This is a genomic window from Brasilonema angustatum (assembly GCF_059505445.1).
Window position 1 is genome coordinate 36,230 of record NZ_JCACKO010000030.1, and the last position, 19,666, is coordinate 55,895.

Below are 19,666 nucleotides of genomic sequence, written 5' to 3' on the forward strand. Positions count from 1 at the left end.
CTATGGACTCTTGGGTTTAAGTAATGACTAACTTGCAACTGCCTCGGCTGGCGCTGCAACTGGATAAACGCTAACCTTTTTACGGGTTTTGCCCTTGCGTTCAAATGTGACTACGCCGTCAATTAAAGCAAACAGAGTGTCATCTTTGCCAATACCGACGTTGTTACCAGGATGAAATTTAGTACCGCGCTGACGCACTAAGATATTTCCTGCCCGGACAACTTCACTACCGTAGTGCTTAACACCCAGTCTTTGAGCGTTAGAATCACGACCGTTGCGTGTACTACCTGTTCCTTTCTTATGAGCCATAATTTCCTCTTGTGTCTCTACTTGTATCTATTATTCAGCAGCTGTTTCTTGTGCGGGTGAATTCTCCGCAACTGGTTCTGCCACAACATCAACAGTCTCTGGAGTTTCAGTTGTTGCAGCTGGTTCTGTAGTCACCTCAGTTTCTGGAGTTAAGGCGATCGCCTTTTCTTCGGAAGCAAGCACCGAACCGTCGAGGCTAATTGAATTAATCAATAATCTAGTGATTTCCTGGCGATGACCCCGTTTTTTACGAGTTTTCTTTTTCGGTTTCATCTTATAAACCAGGACTTTGCGACCTCTTAGATGCCGCATCACCGTGCCTTCTACTTTTGCTCCTCCCACAAGCGGCTGTCCTATGGTCACATCGCCGTCGTGCTGCACTAGCAATACTTTATCTATAGTAACTTTCTCGTCTGGTTGAACATGCAGCAGTTCAATGTCGTAAAACCGACCAGCTTCGACTTTTAGTTGCTTGCCGCCAGTTTCAATAATTGCGTAGGTCATAAAATTGTCCTTGAGGTTGCCGTACAGGTAGCTGGACTATATGCTTTTTCTAAAGCTCTCCAGCTTTCGTATTGCCTTTACCTGATCCGAGCAGGATTGAGACACACAATCTCTCACTTTACCTCAATAACTATAAGTATGTCAAAATAAATAAGGATTAACTCTTGACAGTATTATTAAGCAGAAAGTCCATCTCGCCGTGTGGAAAAAGATTTGACAAGCAATAAGTGGGCTTTTCATTTGAGTCAAATACACGAATGGTGTAGGGGAGCCAGTGCTTGATGAGGGTTTCCAACGCCAGATACCTGCGGAGGGAAACCCTCCCGCAGTACTGGCTCCTCCGTAGGCATCTGGCATTGGGCATTGCAATGCCCACCCTACCTGAATTCGAGAGTGTATTACACCTAGATGAAAACTGCAATAGTTCTTGAAAAACACTACTACAGTGATTTATTTAGCGCTAACCAGATTTTCGCAAAAAGGTTCAAAAGATCGGACATATAAAGAGCAGGCTTTCCATCCTGATTTGACCGATACATTTAATAATTGGCAAGTACCACCACGCTGACCCTCTGGAGTGTAGTACCGACAGTGACGACAAGTTGAAACACAGGATTTTATAGTTGTCATAACTAACACTCTTATGAAGAAAATTTTCTCAAAGTAAAAAATCGTTTGATCCCCTATCAGTATCGCAACTTTTTCTTGAGAAATGCATATAACTTGAATAACTTTATGGAAAAATTTGCATTGCTAAATATTACTTTACGTGTCAGGTAAAAAGAGACTGTACTTAAGTACAATAAGTTTTCTTATAGGAAGAAATTGGTTACAAATACTGAAATACAAGAAGAGAAAAAAACATCAAACGTAGAATTTTGTCATGACAAGCAACTTGGGTAGTGTACACGCGTTGCAATACCATTTCACGATTGAGCCTGATACAAATGATGGGTTTCTAATTCTTTTCCCCTGCTCCCAGCTTCCTATCTGTATCAACCTTAAAGTGAAACGGTATAACTCATCTCAAAGAGTTTGAAATACGTAAACAAAGCCATAAAGACTAATGCTGAGGAAGAAAAATGCTGCTAATTGGTTAACTCTTATATCTGGTGAAGGAGCAATAGCTTCTCGTACTAAGATAGAAATAGATGCCCCAATTACAAAGCTCCAGCCAAGTATCATATAGGGTATCGCTAGTGTAAAGTTCCAAACAATTAGCATTACAATTGCTAATAGTACCATCAGCATCTCTACAAACCGGGGTGGGTTATATTGGCTGGATAAAACAAAGCTGTTGAACCAAAAGTGCCAAAATCTCATATTAAGTTATAAGTGCTAAGTGATAAGTTTTGAGAAAGAAGATGAAAGAAAAAAAAGATAAAGCAATGTCTTTTCTTTCTTCACTCTTCCTTGTTAATTTCTAAGTCCTAATTTTTGTCCTGTGCCGTTTTGTTGTGTCGTTTCTTCTGACAGTTCTACGCCAAAGACGCGGCTAAAGGTTTTTTGTACTTTGTATCCAGAATCTATTGACTCTAAGGGATCTTTCCGTAGTCTATGACGCAGACATAAAGTCATGACACGACGGATATCATCAACTGTAACTTCGGTACGTTCTTCATATGCGGCTATGGCTTTGGCGGCGCGGTTAGTGACAATGTCACCGCGCAAGCCATCAACATCGAGTTCGGAACAGACTTCGGAAATCTTCACCCGTAAGTCGTAATCTATTGTCACAGATGGCAATAGATTTTGGGCGTTAACAATGTTCTGTTGCAGTTCTTCCTGTTGGGATTTATGCTGTTCTAAAAATACTGGTGGATTTTGGTCAAATTCTGAGCGTTGTTCTACGATTTGCACGCGCAAAGCTGGTTCTTTAACTGTACGGATTTCTGCGTGCATTCCAAATCTATCTAGGAGTTGAGGACGCAGTTCTCCTTCTTCTGGGTTACCAGAACCGACAAGCACGAAACGCGCCGGGTGACGTATGGAAATTCCTTCTCGTTCTACTGTGTTCCAACCACTGGCGGCGGAGTCAAGAAGCACGTCTACTAGGTGATCGTCTAGTAAGTTTACTTCATCTACGTAGAGAATACCCCGGTTGGCTTTTGCCAAGAGTCCTGGTTCAAAGGCTTTGACACCTTCTGATAATGCTTTTTCGATGTCGATGGTACCACAAACTCGGTCTTCTGTTGCTCCTAAGGGCAAATCGACCATTTGGACTTTTTTCTGAACAACGGGAATATCCGCCCCTTGCTGTAGCTGTTGGCGGACTTCATCACTCATCAAATCGGGATCACTAGGATCGCTGTTGAAGGGATCGTTCGCAACGACGGGAATTTCTGGGAGTAAATCAGCCAGCGCCCGGATAGTTGTGGATTTACCAGTACCGCGATCGCCCATAATCATCACACCGCCAATTTTCGGGTCAATCACGTTCAACAATAGAGCCAGTTTCATTTCTTCCTGACCGACAATTGCTGTAAAGGGAAATACCACGCGACGCGCAGCAGCGGTAGCTTGAGCAGTTGGACTCACTAAATTACCTTATCTATATTTCTTTTATTACCGTTTTCATTGTGCCATAGGTGGGGATGACGAGGACAAAGGGATGAGGGGATGGAGGACTATGATCGGAATTATAAAATAACTGCCGAACCGCTTATGTTAGAGTACGATTCATTAGCTTGCTTGCCTTCTTCTGAGGAATTACCAGACTCTGATGATACGCCTGTGGATAATGAACTCCAAGATCTAATTCCTAGTTTACTTAAAGCCATACTCGCTATGGTGTGGGCAAATCGCATGGATTGGTTTTTCGGTGCTGATATGGGTGTTTACTATGATCCAAATCAACCGCCGATTGTACCAGATGGGTTCCTGAGTTTGGGAGTTGAGCGATTTTTTGATGAAAATTTGCGTCTGAGTTATGTGTTGTGGGAAGAAGAGAAAGTTCCAATGCTAACGCTGGAAGTTGTTTCTCAGAGATATCGTGGGGAATACACCACCAAGAAAGATGAGTATGCAAAGTTAGGGGTTTTGTACTACGTCATCTATCACCCGACTCGCCGCCGCAAACCGCGTTTGGAAGTGTATAAGTTGGTCGATGGTGCATATCAATTGCATTCAGATAATCCTGTATGGTTACCCGAAGTTGGTTTAGGAATTGGTATGGAGCGGGGAACTTATCAAGGGATTACGCGGGAGTGGCTGTACTGGTATAACGAGGAAGGGAAACGGATTTTGACACCAGAAGAGCAGGCTCAACAAGCTCAACATCGCGCCCAATTGCTGGCAGAACGCTTACGTGCGATGGGAGTTGATCCAGATTCTATTTAAATTCTTCGGAAAAACCAAGCATCAAAGCTGTAGCTATTTATATCCTTGGAATTAAGGATATGAAAAATGAATAATGTAGATGACAAGCTTTATGATGATAGACTTACGCAAGTTTTTTGAGGCTACAGACCCCAGCCGAACTCTGGTGATTAACAATACACAGGATAAGAAGTATTATATTGACTTTTCTTCAGTGCGCGGTGGAGATATTATCTTCAAGCTGAAGCAGAAAATGACATTTTTTAAGCCGAATGACCCTACCTGCACTCTTTTTACTGGGCACATTGGGTGTGGGAAATCTACGGAATTGCGACGGCTGCAACTGGAGTTGGAAGCGGATGGTTTTTGTGTCATCTATTTTGAGTCTAGTGAAGATTTAGAATTGACTGATGTGGATATTGCTGATGTACTGTTGGCGATCGCCCGTCGCGTCAGTCAAAGTTTAGAAAAACTCAATCTCGAAGAACCCAGCAGGCTGAAAGAGTTACTGCAAGGTGCTATGAGGGTTTTAAATGCTGATGTGACTGGCGTAAAACTTAAAGTTCCTAATGTTGGTGATTTTGGTGTCACGTCTGAAAAAGAAAAGTTTACTTTGGCTTTTGGAATAGGGGAAATCACGACTAAGGCAAAGAGTGACGCTACACTTCGAGAAAAACTCAACCAGTACCTCGGACCACAAAAAATTAAACTGTTGGACGCGATTAATAAGGAGTTGCTGGAACCTGCGATCGCCAAACTCAAACAGCAGGGCAAAAAAGGTTTAGTGGTGATTGTAGATAATCTTGACCGAATTGATAATCGTCCCAAGGCTTGGGGACGTCCACAACAGGAATACTTGTTTGTCGATCAGGGTGAGTATCTCACCAAGTTGAATTGTCATGTTGTGTATACAATGCCACTGTCTCTGAAGTTTTCCAATGACTATGGAACGCTCACACAAAGATTTTTGGAAGACCCCAGAGTGTTACCGATGGTACCTGTACAATGGTCTGATGGCAGTGTTCATGAAGATGGAATGGCGCTGATGCAAGAGATGGTAATGGCAAGAGCTTATCCTGACTTGCGACCAGACCAGCGTACCAGTAATATTACGTTCGTTTTTGACCGTAAAGCAACGCTTGAGCACTTGTGTCGAATGAGTGGCGGTCATGTACGCGACTTGCTGAGGCTGCTGAATACATGGATTATGGAGGAAATGTCACTTCCTTTGAATCGTGATACTTTGGATACTGTAATTCGTGCTCGTCGCAATGAAATGGTTTTGCCGATTTCTGATGATGAGTGGGAATTGTTGCGTCGTGTGAAGCAAACGAAAAAGGTGAGTGATGATCAGGGGTATCAAAAGCTGATTCGCAGTCGGTTTGTTTTTGAATATCGCGATCGCGGTGAGTCTTGGTTTGAGGTTAATCCTATTTTGGCGGAGGCGCGAGAATTGCAGTAAGGAAGACAAGGACGACAGAATTTTAAATTCTGTGTAGTGGACGCGCTAGTAGGGTGGGCACTGCTAGCTAACCCATCGTACTAGTAGAGTATCGGTGGGCAGTGCCCACCACTGGGGATCTGTCTGTGAACATTTTACAGGGCACTGCCCACCCTACGCATTAATAACTGCTAGCTAACCCATTGTACTAGTAGAGTATCGGTGGGCAGTGCCCACCACTGGGTATCTGTCTGTGAACATTTTATAGGGCACTGCCCACCCTACGCATTAATAACTCTAACTAATGACTAATGACTAATGACAAATCAGAAGATATCCGTGTCAACAATGAGCGCTCATTGAAACAATTGGCTTGGGGAATTGAGGCTTCTGTTGGACAGTTTAAGCTGATTCTGGCACGGTGCAATTATGCTAGTTTGCGATCGCATCTAATAAACCGATTGCGCGACATTTGTCAAGTTGAAATCCGCGTCTTGGTTCTCAAGGAATCTGCAAGGACTCTTTATACTGCAATTCGGGAAGAATCTGGGGATGATGTGCAAGCGCTGATGATTTTAGGGTTGGAATCGGTGCGGAATCTTGAGCAAATGCTGATTAGTGCAAATCAGGTGCGGGAGGAGTTTCGCAATCATTTTCCTTTCCCTGTGGTGTTGTGGATTGATGATGAAGTTCACAAGCGATTCATGCAGTTTGCTCCTGATTTGGAAAGTTGGGGAACAACGAAAAATTTCCCGATTGCTCCCAATGAATTGATGGAGTTTTTGCAAGAAATAGCGGAGCAATTATTGACTGCTGATTTCAGTCTGACTTTAGAAAAATGTTCCGAGATTAAGTTAGCTTGGCAAGATTTGCAAAATTCTGAACAAATTCTAGAGTCAGGAGTAAAAGCGAGAATTGCATATTTGTTGGGATTAACGGAATTTGTTGATAATCACCTAGATACGGCTTTGGAATATTATCAACAGAGTTTGGCTTTTTGGCAGCAAGTCAATGATTTAGTCTGGCAAGGCAAAGTCCTGAGCAATATCACTTTCTGTTATTACGAAAAAGCAAGACAACAAGAAACAAATCGCCCTGTCATTGCGAGTGAAACGAAGTCTAATGAAACAATCTCCCCAGCAACACCTGTCATTGCGAGCGGAACGAAGCCTAATCGAAAAATCTCCCCCGTAGCACCCGTCATTGCGAGCGGAACGAAGTGCAGCGAAGCAATCTCCCCTAACGTATCAACTCCTGATTGGCAAGAAACAAAAAATTACCTTCAGCAATCTCTCCAAGTTCTGGAAACTGCTCAACGTTCAGATTTAATTGCAAATTTACTTGACAAGTTTGGCAAAATCTTGCGTGACTTGGAAGATTGGCAGGATCTGAAAAAGTTAGCTGAACGTGCTTTGCTAATCCATGAAGCTGAAGGAAATTTGCTGAGAGTTTCTCAGGATTATGGCTTTTTGGCTGAAGTTGCTTTGGTAAATCAAGAGTGGCAAGAAGCAAAAACTTTAGCGGAAAAAGCGTTAGAAGTTTTATCTACGAATCAGTCCGCGATTTCTAATCGCCAGGAAATCTTGTTAACTCTCGCGCAAGCAGAACAAAATTTAGGCGAAGAACAAGCGGCTATAAATTATTTAAAAATAGCAATCCAGATAGGGATTTCTGACTTTAAACCCGAACTATATCTTAGTCTATTAACAAATTTACGAAGTTTATATTTAAAACAAAAGCAATATTTAGAAGCTTTTCAAATTAAACAGGAAGGGCTTTCTGTTGAACAACAATTTGGCTTGCGGGCGTTTATTGGTGCAGGAAGATTACAAGCAACACGACACGCAAATTTATCCAAAATTGTAGAAACGTTGCCTGCAACGTCTATACAGGAAAATATTGCGCCAGAAATTAGTGCATCTGGTCGTTTACTTGATGTAGAACGTTTGATTGAACGCATCGGTCGCCCCGATTATAAATTAATAGTTATTCATGGACAATCAGGAGTTGGCAAAAGTTCTCTGGTTAATGCGGGACTTGTACCAGCTTTGAAAAAGAAAGCGATCGGCATTCAAGATAATTTGGTTGTGCCGATACGAGTTTACACCAACTGGATGGAAGAGTTGGGACGCCAGATAAAAGAAGCGTTACATTATATGGGAAGAGGGGAAGCAGGGGAGCAGGGGAGCAGGGGAGATGGTGAAGCTGAAACTTCAGCTTTAGAAACTCAGGCGCAAGTGTCAGAAGTTGAAACGCCTGAGTTGCAAACTACGCTGTTAAAACAATTACGACAGTGTGAAACATTTAATCTTCGTCCAGTACTCATTTTTGACCAATTTGAAGAGTTTTTCTTTGTTGATATCGAACCACAGCAAAGGTGGCTATTTTTTCATTTTTTAAGAGATTGCCTTAACATCTTATCGGTGAAGATAGTATTGTCGTTGCGAGAAGATTACTTACATTATTTGCTCAAGTTTAATCGCTTGCGCGATAGTTCGATGATTAGTATCGATATTCTCAGCGAGAATGTGCTTTATGAGTTGGGTAACTTCTCCCGTGATGATGCTCAATCAATTATTCAGCAATTAACTGAACGGGCTAATTTTCACTTAGAACCTGCCTTAATTGCAGAACTGGTGCGGGATTTGGCGCGGGAACTGGGTGAAGTGCGTCCGATTGAGTTGCAAGTTGTGGGGGCGCAACTGCAAGCGGAAAACATCACAACTCTGGCAAAATATCAGGAGTGTGGCACAAAGGAAGAACTGGTAAAACGTTATCTGGATGAAGTTGTTCAGGATTGCGGCGAGGAAAATCAGCAAACGGCGGAATTTGTGTTGTACTTGCTGACGGATGAAAAAGGAACTCGCCCACTGAAGACTCGTGTTGAGTTGGAACGGGATTTGCAGGCGTTAGCTGCAGATGTGACGAGAGAAGCGAGCAAGTTAGATTTGATTTTAGAGATTTTTGTGGAATCTGGTTTGGTGGTTTTGTTAAAAGAAAACCCCGCAAACCGTTATCAGTTGGTGCATGACTATTTAGCTGAGTTTATCCGCCACCAGCAAGAACCGAAGTTAAGCCAGGTGATGGCAGAACTGGAAAGAGAAAGAAAGGAAAGAAGACTTAGTGAACGGAAGCTGAATCGTTTTCTGAGAGTAGCACTTGCAGGTTCAGTTGCGGCAGGATTAGTGTTAGCTGGGCTAGCAGTGACTGCGTGGGATGCAGCACAACGGGCAGAGAAGCAAAAAAAACAAGCTGAAATTAGCGAAATCAAAGCACTGAGGAATTCTTCAGAAGGGTTTTTTGCCTCCGGGCAAACTTTTGATGCACTTATAGAAGCCTTAAAGGCAGGAGAAAGACTGAAAAAGGCAGACTGGACAAGAACGGATACTAAAATTCAGGTAGTGGCAGCATTACGGCGGGCTGTGTACGATGTCAAAGAATATAATCGCTTAGAAGGGCATAGCAGCTGGATTATTAGTATCAGTTTCAGTCCGGATGGCAAGACCTTAGCTTCTGCTAGTGATGACAGAACCATTGAACTTTGGGATGTGGCAAGTGGCAAACCACTCAAAACCCTGAGTGGGCATACCAATTTTGTCAGGCGCGTCGTATTCAGTCCGGATGGCAAGACTTTAGCTTCTGCTAGTGATGACAGAACGATTAAACTTTGGGATATGGCAAGTGGCAAACCACTCCAAACCCTGAGTGGGCATACCAATTCTGTCAATAGCGTCAGTTTCAGTCCGGATGGCAGAACTTTAGCTTCCGCCAGTGCTGACAGAACGATTAAACTTTGGGATGTCGCCACAGGTAAACAACTCCAAACCCTGAGTGGGCATAGCAATTCTGTCAATAGCGTCAGTTTCAGTCCGGATGGCAAGACTTTAGCTTCTGCTAGTAATGACAAAACGATTAAATTTTGGGATATGGCAAGTGGCAAACAACTCCAAACCCTGAGTGGGCATAGCAATTCTGTCAATAGCGTCAGTTTCAGTCCGGATGGCAAAACTTTAGCTTCTGCCAGTGCTGACAGAACGATTAAATTTTGGGATGCCGCCACTGGTAAACGACTCCAAACCCTCAATGAACATAGTGATGCTGTCACAAGCATCAGTTTCAGCCCGGATGGCAAGACTTTAGCTTCTGCTAGTTATGACCAGACCATTAAACTTTGGGATGTCGCCACAGGTAAGCTACTTCAAACTCTCTACGGACATGGGAGTATGGTCAATAGCGTCAGTTTCAGTCCCGATAACAAGACTTTAGCTTCTACTGGTGATGACAAGACCATTAAACTTTGGGATATCGCCACAGATAAACGACTCCAAACTCTTAATGGACATCAGAAGACGGTCAGTGGCGTCAGTTTCAGTCCGGATGGCAAAACTTTAGCTTCTGCTAGTTATGACAGAACGATTAAACTTTGGGATGTCGCCACAGGTAAACAACTCCAAACCCTCACTGGGCATAGCGATTATGTCAAAAGTGTCAGTTTCAGTCCGGATAGCAAGACTTTAGCTTCTGCTAGTGATGACAGAACTATTAAACTTTGGGATGTCGCCACAGGCAAAAGACTCCAAACCCTCACTGGGCATAGCGATTATGTCAATAGCGTCAGTTTCAGTCCGGATAGCAAGACTTTAGCTTCTGCTAGTGGTGATAAGACCATTAAACTTTGGGATGTTGCTACAGGTAAACAACTCCAAACCCTCACTGGGCATAGCGATTATGTCAATAGCGTCAGTTTCAGTCCAGATCGCAAGATGTTAGCTTCTGCTAGTGATGACAAGACCATTAAACTTTGGGATGTTGCTACAGACAAACTACTTCAAACCCTCTACGAGCATAGCAGTACGGTCAAAAGTATTAGTTTCAGTCCGGATGGCAAAACTTTAGCTTCTGCTAGTTCTGACAGCACCGTCAAACTCTTAGATGTTGCTACAGGTAAACTACTTCAAACCCTCATTGGGCATGGTAGTTGGGTTGAGGGTGTTAGTTTCAGTCCGGATGGCAAAACTTTAGCTTCTGCTGGTGATGACAGAACTATTAAACTTTGGGATGTCGCCACAGGCAAAGACCTTCAAACTCTTAAATTACATAACAATGTGGTCACAAGCGTCAGTTTCAGTCCGGATGGCAAGACTTTAGCTTCTGCTAGTGCGGACAAAACAGTGATTTTATGGAATTTTAATTTGGCAGATTTATTGATCAGTAGTTGTAATTGGCTCAATAAATACTTAGCTACCCATCCTGAAATGCTGGAAGAACTCAAGGAATGCCAAACTGAGTCTATCTTAGTGAAAGCTGCTCCAGCATTGGTTGCACGAGGTGAGGAACTAGCGCAAAATGGTAATATTAATGCTGCCGTTAATAAGTTCCGCAAAGCACAAACGTGGAATCCTAGTTTAAAATTTGACCCAAAGGCAAAAGCACAAGAGTTTGCAAACAAAGGACAAGCTGAGCGCTTGGTTATGGAAGGAAAAAATCTTGCAACAGAAGGTAAAGTAAAAGAAGCCATCGCAAACTACCAGAAAGCCCAGAAGCTAGATCTGAAAGTTGAAATTGATGCTGAGTCTTGGGCATTACTCTGCGGATACGGTAGCCTGCATCGCCATGCAGCTGATGTCATGTTTGCCTGTGAAAAAGCGGTGCAGCTTGCTCCTGATAATGGCTATATTCGCGGTAACCGTGGGCTTGCAAGGTCGCTGACAGGTAACACTCAAGGAGCAATTGAGGATTTTGAGGCATACATTGCCCAGATTGATGATAAGAAATGGAAATCAAAAGTGCAAGGTTGGGTGAAGGATTTACGCGCTGGGAAAAATCCGTTTACAGATGCAGAGTTGAAGAAGTTGCTGCAGCAGTGAGCGATAAGGGCGTGAGCGTATTGCACTCAATTGAAATCAGCTATAGCCCTGTTCTGTCACTCTCCGAAAACATTTACCATTTTTGAATTCTAGAGCTTTTATTTGGTAAGGGATCGCACAATTTTTTTCTAATAATAAAGACCACACCCATTTTTTTCTAATAGGATAGCTTGTATTGTTTGCCTGATAAGCCTTCCAGAGATTGCTCACCCGGAAAGTGACAGAAGAGGGATAGGAATCCGGTTTGATTTCTGAATTGACTCGTGGAGGTAGGGAACAGGGAACAGAAAGTGTACCTCGCTTTGTCAAAAATCAAATATGAGTCCTATATTACCAGCACTAATTCTCTTAATTTTAAATTTTGAATTTTGTAATTTTGAATTTTGAATTGTTTCCCCCTGGCTTGTTGAACCAGGAGTATTGTGAGAAAAATAAACCATCCGCTTACAACCGCTGAAGCAAGTTTAAACCGTGAGTATCAGTTCCACAGGTGTTCAAAAGACTATATTCATCAGCCAATTGTTGCACCTGCATCGATTCTCTAGCACTTGGTTTCCAAGGGTTGGGGTTGTTGTAGGCGTAAAAAGTTTCAACGCCATCAATCCCGGCTTCTGCAGCAGCGGGAATTAATTCAAAGTGCGATCGCCTGTAACGAACTGGATGAGCGAGTACTGCTAACCCTCCTGCATTTTGAATTGCAGAAATGACGTTAGCTGCTTGATACTCTTGCCCTGTGGTAGCTCTTCTTTGAATGTAAGGTTTTATGCTGGGGTGTTCTGGCTCAAAAGCATAACCCAAAATATGAACTTCAATATTTAAAAGGTTGGCATTAATTTCTACGCCAGTCCACAGAATGGGAGCGTTTGCACCAGGGTTCTTCCACCTCCAGTTTTCTAACCAGCTTTGAGCCGCCTGGTAGCCGCCTATACCATGATGGTCAGTAATTGCAAGACCTTTTAAACCAATGGCGATCGCTTGTTCCATCAATGCGATCGGTTGCAACCTGCCATCAGAGTGGACAGTATGCATATGAAAGTTAAAATAGGTTGGGCAACTTTTTGCATCAATGGTCTGGAAGACTTGCTTTAATTCTTCTCTTGAAGTAACATTTTCAACGATTTTGACAGTCATAACCCCCTCGTTTGCAAAATACGTGATTGATTTTTTACACAAAAACAAATGACACTAATAGCCCAGACTGCACCAGCACCGTTGTTAAGTGTTGGTTGCTACTTTCTGGGCATCATTGGCAAAATTTTTCAATATGTTAAAACTACGTTAGCAAATTTAAAGGCTAGCGGTCATGCGTATTTTTGATTTGTTCTATAAGCAAAAGTCAGAAATATTGCTTCAAATCTCCGTTTAATCAACATTTACTAAAAACAGCAGAGATTAAGAAAATATTAAAAATAGGACAAATCAACATATTTTCAGACAAAAAATAAATATTTTATATTGTATAAATATTGTCACCTATATTGGTAATCCAATTAATTCGCCGGAGCCAGCGATCACATTACCAATTGTAAAAGCTGTAACGTTTTGTAACTTCATATACGTTATGACTTGCTCTGCTTGATCGGGAGGTACTATTAATACAAATCCCACTCCCATGTTGAAAGTGTTATACATTGCTTGGGGACTGACAGAACCAGTTTCTGCCAACCACTGAAACACAGGTGGAATAACCCAGCTTTGAGAGTTTATTTGCACAGCTTGATTTTTACCCAAACAACGGGGCAAGTTTTCTGGTAAACCTCCACCCGTGATGTGAGCCATACCGTGAATTTCTAACCCTGCTTGACGTGCGCTCAGTAGAGGTTTAACGTAAATACGCGTGGGTGAGAGGAAAACTTCTCCTAATGTTTTACCAGCAAATATTTCTAAATTATCACTCCAGGAAAATCCTTTTTCGCTGACAATTTTCCTCACCAAACTAAAGCCATTGCTATGTACACCAGCGCTAGGGAGTGCGATCGCCACATCTCCCACTTGTACCTGGGAACCGTCCAGCATTTGGCTTCTTTCGACAATCCCCACACAGAACCCAGCCAAATCATACTCACCCGCTTGATAAAAACCGGGCATTTCTGCAGTTTCTCCTCCCAGCAAAGCGCAACCCGCCTGCTGACACCCAGAGGCTATACCTGCAACCACTTGAGTCAGCTGCTCTTTCTCTAACTGACCTGTTGCCAGATAATCTAAAAAGAATAGCGGTTCTGCGCCAGATGTCAGCACATCGTTGACGCACATGGCTACCAAATCAATTCCAACGCTGTTGTGACAGTTGAGAGTATGAGCGATTTTTAACTTAGTACCTACACCATCAGTTCCAGAAACCAAAACAGGTTCCTTATAACCACTTGGTAGTTGAAAGCAGCCACTAAAGCCACCCAGTCCACCAATAACTTCTGGTCTAAAAGTGCTGTGAACCAAATTACGAATTTGATTTACAAACTCTCGTCCAGCCTCAACGTCCACTCCTGCATCTTTGTAATCCATCAGTTAAAACATCGCGATCAATTGAAGTAGCTAAAGTTTACAGTCAATCGTCCAAAATGAGTCCAATATTTTTTACCAATGACTGATAACTTCAAAATACCTGATCTTCTATACCGCGCCACCATTCCCCCAAGTTCATCATATCTTGGTGAATGTCTGCTAACTGATGAAAATACTCATTGTCTGAAAGTGTCGCTCGACGTTCTTGAAGTTTCTTGAGTCGCAATTGCACCAATAGCCAAGGTTTGCTGATACTATCAGTTGCTTCCATGTATTGCGCTAGTTCAGTACTATTCATATGCCTTTTAAAATTGTAAATTTTTGATGAGGTTTTCTAAAAAACAGCTAGGAACTTGGTTCCTGGCTCATAGCTTAAGTCTACTCAAGTAGACTAAAAACCAAGTTACCTAAAGAATTTAGTCCTATGCGCGATGACTTGAGCTATTAGCCTAGGGTTTTAAACCCTAGGCGGTTGTTGAGACTGATGCAAGATCTCAGTTAAAACAAACTCAAGCTATGCAAGAGAAACTTATTGGCAGACGAGTATTGCCTGCTTATTTACCTGCTTTGGCGTACTGTTCGCCCACAAAGTCCCAGTTAATCAGCTCGTTTAGGAAAGTTTCCAGGTAATCTGGACGACGATTTTGGTAATCCAGATAGTAGGCGTGTTCCCAAACATCAGCGGTTAACAAAGGAGTTTGACCGTTGGTGATCGGGTTAGCAGCGTTTGGTGTTTTCACAACCTTCAGTCCACCGTTATCCACCACCAGCCAAGCGTAACCACTGCCAAACTGGGTTGCACCAGCTTCTTTGAATTGTTTTTTGAATTCATCTAAGCTACCAAAGCTGGCATTGATTTTTTCAGCGAGTTCCCCACTGGGTTTACCAGCGCCTTTTTTCAAGCCGTTCCAGTAGAAGGTGTGATTCCACACCTGCGCCGCATTGTTGAAGATACCAGTTTTCGATGAATCATTGGCAGTTGCCAAAATGATTTCTTCCAATGACTTAGTGGCAAGTTCTGTACCTTGAACAAGTTTGTTGAGGTTATCAACGTAAGTCTTGTGGTGTTTGTCGTGATGGAACTTTAGAGTGTCACTTGAAATCAATGGAGACAGAGCGTCGTAATCGTATGGTAATGGGGGAAGTTCAAATGTCATTGTGTGAATCCTCTCTTAAGGGTTTTTCAGTTTAGAGCTTATGAGGTAGCTCTGGAAAAACATACTTGTGCTTAGCAGTTCTCAGAGCTTAGCACTCTGTGATAAAACTTAAACAGTTTGATTCTACTAATAAATGTGGCACCAATAGCCTCATGCATAAGTAGGATATGTTCGAGATTGCGAATCACCCCCAGGAACAGTCAACGTTACCTAATGACTGGAAGCTTCTAAAAAGTGACGTTAGAATCACAAACAAGGTTTGAATCAGAAAGATAACAACTATGAAGACTGCTGAAAAATTGGCTGCGGGTTGGCTACTGACACTCGGATTCATGTTTTTGTCGCTATCAGCCTCTGCTGTAATGCAGAAAAATGCTATGGAGAGGCCTATCGAACCAAGTCTAAGACCGGTTGTCGCTCTTGATGATTTTCCTAATGACGCTGCCGTTAATGTACTTGATAATACTGCTTTAAATGGTCTAATTTTCGGCGTTCCTACCTCAGTATTAGGAGTATGGTTAGCATTGGGCGTATATCGTAAAAGTCGGGATGAAACGAAGGCGATTAAGGCACAGACAAATGACCAGCTGCAATCCACCTTCTATCGTATGATTCAAGAAAATAATGGACGTATTACTCTTGTGGGTTTTGCAATGCAGTTACAATTGCCACCAGCAACTGCAAAGCAATATTTAGACGAGCAAGCTAAAGTATTTAATGCTAATTTTAAAGTAAACGAAGAAGGGGGAGTCTCTTACCATTTTGATGTTTAAAGAACAAACTGGCTCAAGAGTGTAACTCATGGCACGAATTTTTTTGAGTTTAGCAGCGATCTTAGCTGGTTTATCAGTCGCAGCAGGTGCATTTGGTTCCCATGCATTGCGAGAGAAAATCAGCGATCGCTCCCTAGAAATTTTTGAAGTCGGCGCTCGTTATCAGATGTATCATGCCTTAGCACTGTTGGTGGTGGCACTACTCCTCAGTCGCATCGAGTCACCTCCAGCTACTATGATCGCAAGCGGATGGCTGTTTATCATTGGTATCGTCATCTTTTCAGGGAGCTTATATGCTTTGAGCTTAAGCGGTGTTAAATCTTTAGGAGCGATCGCTCCATTGGGAGGAGCGGCGTTTCTTGCAGGTTGGGGCGCTTTAGCTTTTGCTGCTTGGAGTTTGAAGTAATCAAAGGTTCGCCGATTTTTTTTGAGAGTTAGGAAAATCGATAAATCTAGTTTTCATCAGGGTTTGAGATATGCGACGTCATATTACTCTTGAGGCAATACCTTGGTTTAGAACTTAATAGCTTCTTCAACGCTGTCCTGCTCATTCTTTCGTTCCGTACTTTTTCTCAGTCCCTAGAAAATGAGCGATCGCTGACTTAAATCTATACTCAAACAAAAAACGAAACGTTCCTCAGCGTTTCGTTTTTTGTCAATCTGGGTGTTCGGTAGTCGGTCAATTCAATAGACTTCGTGGCAGTTGTTGGGAACAGGGAACGCTTAACAGGTGAGACCAGCCCCCGTCTTGGCGGTCTCCGTCACGTTAGCGTAGCGTCTCCGCAGGAGATTGGGGGACTGGCGAACCCGAAGGGGAACAGAACCTCATAAAATCTCACTTTTGCAAGAGGTCTAATCTTTAGAAGTAGACCGACTGGAAAGAACCCAGATCAGTCAAGATTAACTAGTTTTGTTTCAAAGTTTATCGTAAAGGTCGTCCCGTCCCAGCTTAAAGGGCGCAGCACAAGGCTCGGGTCGGTTTTTTTATGTTTACTCCTTGACTGTGACACCAAAGTATGAGTGCAAGTTAATGTTAATTTATGTAAACTAAAGTAGTGGGGAATACAATTTTTGTAGTCTGAGGAGGAAGACGGTGATTATAGCAGGAATTCATCTACCATTGCTGAGATTCTCACGCTCAAAACTTAATCTCTTCTACACAAGCAAATATCCTAATTATGTGCCGATTACTTGGTTACCTCGGTTCACCTGTTTCTTTGGAAACTCTGTTGTACAAGCCTGAATACTCGCTTATCGTTCAAAGCGATCAACCCCGTGAAATGCTATCTGAGGAGGTGAATGTTGATGGCTTTGGTGTTGGTTGGTATGATTCTCAAAAAGAAACTGAACCATTTACTTACAAAAGTACACTGCCGATTCGGAATGAAATTAATCTGCCAAACCTCAGTCGTTACGTTCAGTCAGGGTGTGTGCTAGCTTATGTTCGCAGCGTTACATCTGGTCAAGTACTCGATTTAAGTAACTGTCAACCCTATGACTACCAGAGTCTGCTTTTCATTCATAATGGTGCAATTGACAACTTTCGGCAGACACTCTACAGACCTATACGCAAGGTGTTAAGCGATGAAATTTACCAATGGATAGAAGGAACGACAGATTCAGAACATATTTTTGCTTTGCTGTTAAACCACTGGCAAGCTAACCCTGGTAAAAGCCTAGAGCAGGCTTTACATGTAACGTTGCTTGAGCTTCAACAGTTAGCGCAAAATTATCAAACCAATATTTCAGCTAATGTAGTCATCAGTGACGGACATCGCCTCATTGCTTCGCGCTTTAGCACAAAATCACCTGCTCCTTCGCTGTACACGATAGCTGATGATCCAAATTCCCCTAAATCTGTAATCATTGCGTCAGAACCAATGTTTGCAGGAAATTGGATTTCATGCCCTGAGAATAGCATCATCAGTGTGGGACAAGACTGTGATATCAGAATTGAGCACATCTAATAGCGCTGTTGCGATCGTTAAAAGTGAGGCAGCGCCAGGGTGAACCAGCGCGGGGCTGGCGCAGCAACGCATTGGCTCCCCATGTTAGCAAAGCGACGAGCCGTAGGCTGCGACGAGCGTTCCGCGTAAGCGCAAAGCGCACGCCGAAGGCGAACGCGTAAGCGTGTCCCTTAGGGACTTACGCTTTGCGTGCCTGTTAGGCACAGCCGTGGCGTTAGCCATCGGGCATAAGTGTAAAAAAGCTTACATCATAAGCTTTTTGTTAATTTGAAATGGTGAACCAGCGCTGCAGGAGGGTTTCCCGACCTAGGCGACTGGTGAACCCGAAGGGTAGCTTTATCAGTTATCAGTTACCAGTTACCAGTGATCAATTGTTCCTTGTTCACTGTTCACTGTTCACTGTTCACTGTTCACTGTTTAAATTGGTGCGCCCGACGTACTAGTAGCTTGACTTTAGCAGTCGCAACCCAACATCAGTCTCCAGCATTTCCAACCCTTATTAATGAAATGCTGTACTAAACCACCTCACGTTTTAAGATTTACTTATCTTATGACTTGTAACCCTCAACTTGGGTTACTATGCCGTAAAAACCTACTGCAGCCTTCAAATGAGAGTCGCTCAATTTTTTGGTCGTATAAAGTTATTAGCTGCTGCACTCATCCTGCTAACTATTTTTGGATGTACGTCAACATTAAAAAAGCAAACACCGACACCAACGCAGTCACCAACGCAGTCACCAACATTACAGAAGCCACGACGACCGACACTCAAGGTTACAACAACTACCAAAGGCTCAACCAGTATACATCTGGCCTTGGGGAATCCCAGTGGTGCTGTAGCAAGTGTTGCCAATCCCGATAATTATCTGTTGATTAAGCCCCAGTATGCATTATCTTACAACCGCAGCAAAGGAATTGCCAACTGGGCATCCTGGGAACTTAATAAATCATGGTTGGGAACGACAGACCGTCAAGATAACTTTCGTCCTGATGATGCATTGCCGAAAGGATGGCAACAGGTCACTTCCAGTGATTACAGTGGTTCTGGCTACGATAGAGGTCATCTTGTGCCGTCAGCTGATCGCACCAAGTCTGATGAAGATAACTCTGCCACCTTTTTAATGACCAACATGTTGCCAGAAACGCCAGACAATAATCGACGCACCTGGGAAGGTTTGGAAAGCTATTGTCGAGATCTGGTAAAACAAGGCAAAGAACTTTATATTATTGCCGGACCCTACGGACGCCAAAAGCAACTTCTCAAAGGTAAGGTAGTAATTCCTCAGACAACCTGGAAAGTTGTTTTCGTATTAGACCGCCCTGGTACTGGTGTTAGTGGTGTTACTCAAAACACTCGTGCCATTGCTGTTAATGTACCTAATAAACAGGGAATTAACCCAGACTGGAGAACTTATAGAGTTAGTGTTAAGAAAATAGAAGGATTAACAGGTTATAACTTTCTTTCTAATGTTCCTACAGTTGTCCAGGATGTGATTGAGAAAAAAATCGATACAGATTCTAATATTTCACAGCAATCTAGTCCAAAAAGTGCACCTGTACTGCTAAATTCTAGAAAATCAACGGAAAAAACTACGAAAAAGACTACAACAGCTACAAAACAAACTCGTGATTGCAGTCCAGATTCCCCCATCCGTGATAAGTTGGGAGTTTGTAAAAAACCGGTGAAAAAATAGGCGATTTTACCCGTACTAACTCGTTCAGCTTTATTATGTTCTGATGCCTCAAAGTTACATAATAGACTGCAATTTAGTATGACCGAAACAATTTTAGATTTTAAATTTTAGATTTTAAATTGGGGAGCCAATAC

At 42.7% G+C, this 19,666-nt stretch carries 15 protein-coding genes; 7 read left to right on the plus strand and 8 right to left on the minus strand.

Translation table 11 applies throughout. The annotated features are described in order from the left end of the window. Window positions 1-27: 27 nt before the first annotated feature. From rpmA to bchI, 4 genes are all read right to left on the minus strand, one after another. Entirely contained in the window at window positions 28-309 is a 282-nt protein-coding gene (gene rpmA, locus AC5JM2_RS07615; RefSeq protein ID WP_169267235.1) for a 50S ribosomal protein L27, read from the minus strand. Between the two features lie 30 nt (window positions 310-339). Continuing rightward, window positions 340-813 carry a 50S ribosomal protein L21 gene (gene rplU / locus AC5JM2_RS07620; RefSeq protein ID WP_495834292.1) on the minus strand — a complete coding sequence of 158 codons (474 nt, stop codon included), beginning with the start codon at window positions 811-813 and terminating at the stop codon, window positions 340-342. 1,026 nt (window positions 814-1,839) lie between these two features. Next, window positions 1,840-2,136 (minus strand): hypothetical protein, encoded by a 297-nt coding sequence (locus AC5JM2_RS07625; RefSeq protein WP_495834293.1) that lies wholly within the window; start codon window positions 2,134-2,136, stop codon window positions 1,840-1,842. Between the two features lie 93 nt (window positions 2,137-2,229). Further along, on the minus strand, window positions 2,230-3,351 hold the full coding sequence (bchI, locus tag AC5JM2_RS07630) for a magnesium chelatase ATPase subunit I (RefSeq protein ID WP_495834294.1): 1,122 nt from the start codon (window positions 3,349-3,351) through the stop codon (window positions 2,230-2,232). Window positions 3,352-3,477: 126 nt separating this feature from the next. Between bchI and AC5JM2_RS07635 the strand changes: the two genes are divergently transcribed. From AC5JM2_RS07635 to AC5JM2_RS07645, 3 genes are all read left to right on the plus strand, one after another. Then, window positions 3,478-4,152, plus strand: coding sequence for a Uma2 family endonuclease (locus AC5JM2_RS07635; RefSeq protein ID WP_495834306.1), 675 nt, complete (start codon window positions 3,478-3,480; stop codon window positions 4,150-4,152). A gap of 91 nt (window positions 4,153-4,243) precedes the next feature. After that, on the plus strand, window positions 4,244-5,593 hold the full coding sequence (locus AC5JM2_RS07640; protein WP_495834295.1) for a P-loop NTPase family protein: 1,350 nt from the start codon (window positions 4,244-4,246) through the stop codon (window positions 5,591-5,593). A gap of 290 nt (window positions 5,594-5,883) precedes the next feature. After that, window positions 5,884-11,439 (plus strand): WD40 domain-containing protein, encoded by a 5,556-nt coding sequence (locus AC5JM2_RS07645; RefSeq protein ID WP_495834296.1) that lies wholly within the window; start codon window positions 5,884-5,886, stop codon window positions 11,437-11,439. A gap of 444 nt (window positions 11,440-11,883) precedes the next feature. Here the strand turns inward: AC5JM2_RS07645 and AC5JM2_RS07650 are convergent, their stop codons facing one another. The 4 genes from AC5JM2_RS07650 to AC5JM2_RS07665 form a co-directional block, all read right to left on the minus strand. Beyond that, entirely contained in the window at window positions 11,884-12,570 is a 687-nt protein-coding gene (locus tag AC5JM2_RS07650; RefSeq protein WP_495834297.1) for a PHP domain-containing protein, read from the minus strand. Window positions 12,571-12,912: 342 nt separating this feature from the next. Beyond that, window positions 12,913-13,941 (minus strand): phosphoribosylformylglycinamidine cyclo-ligase, encoded by a 1,029-nt coding sequence (gene purM, locus AC5JM2_RS07655; protein WP_495834298.1) that lies wholly within the window; start codon window positions 13,939-13,941, stop codon window positions 12,913-12,915. 91 nt (window positions 13,942-14,032) lie between these two features. Next, on the minus strand, window positions 14,033-14,239 hold the full coding sequence (locus AC5JM2_RS07660; RefSeq protein ID WP_495834299.1) for a hypothetical protein: 207 nt from the start codon (window positions 14,237-14,239) through the stop codon (window positions 14,033-14,035). Window positions 14,240-14,495: 256 nt separating this feature from the next. Next, on the minus strand, window positions 14,496-15,098 hold the full coding sequence (locus AC5JM2_RS07665; RefSeq protein WP_495834300.1) for a superoxide dismutase: 603 nt from the start codon (window positions 15,096-15,098) through the stop codon (window positions 14,496-14,498). A gap of 281 nt (window positions 15,099-15,379) precedes the next feature. Here AC5JM2_RS07665 and AC5JM2_RS07670 point away from each other — a divergent pair, with 281 nt between their 5' ends. The 4 genes from AC5JM2_RS07670 to AC5JM2_RS07685 all read left to right on the plus strand — a co-directional run bounded on the left by AC5JM2_RS07670 (window position 15,380) and on the right by AC5JM2_RS07685 (window position 19,532). Continuing rightward, the gene (locus tag AC5JM2_RS07670; RefSeq protein WP_495834301.1) at window positions 15,380-15,871 is read left to right on the plus strand and encodes a hypothetical protein; all 492 of its coding nucleotides are present in this window, start codon (window positions 15,380-15,382) and stop codon (window positions 15,869-15,871) included. 28 nt (window positions 15,872-15,899) lie between these two features. Beyond that, entirely contained in the window at window positions 15,900-16,277 is a 378-nt protein-coding gene (locus AC5JM2_RS07675) for a DUF423 domain-containing protein (protein ID WP_171976355.1), read from the plus strand. A 772-nt stretch (window positions 16,278-17,049) separates the two neighbouring features. Continuing rightward, window positions 17,050-17,838 (plus strand): ergothioneine biosynthesis protein EgtC, encoded by a 789-nt coding sequence (gene egtC / locus AC5JM2_RS07680; protein WP_495834302.1) that lies wholly within the window; start codon window positions 17,050-17,052, stop codon window positions 17,836-17,838. A 608-nt stretch (window positions 17,839-18,446) separates the two neighbouring features. Beyond that, complete coding sequence (locus tag AC5JM2_RS07685; protein WP_495834303.1) at window positions 18,447-19,532, plus strand: DNA/RNA non-specific endonuclease; 1,086 nt, start codon at window positions 18,447-18,449, stop codon at window positions 19,530-19,532. Window positions 19,533-19,666 lie beyond the last annotated feature (134 nt).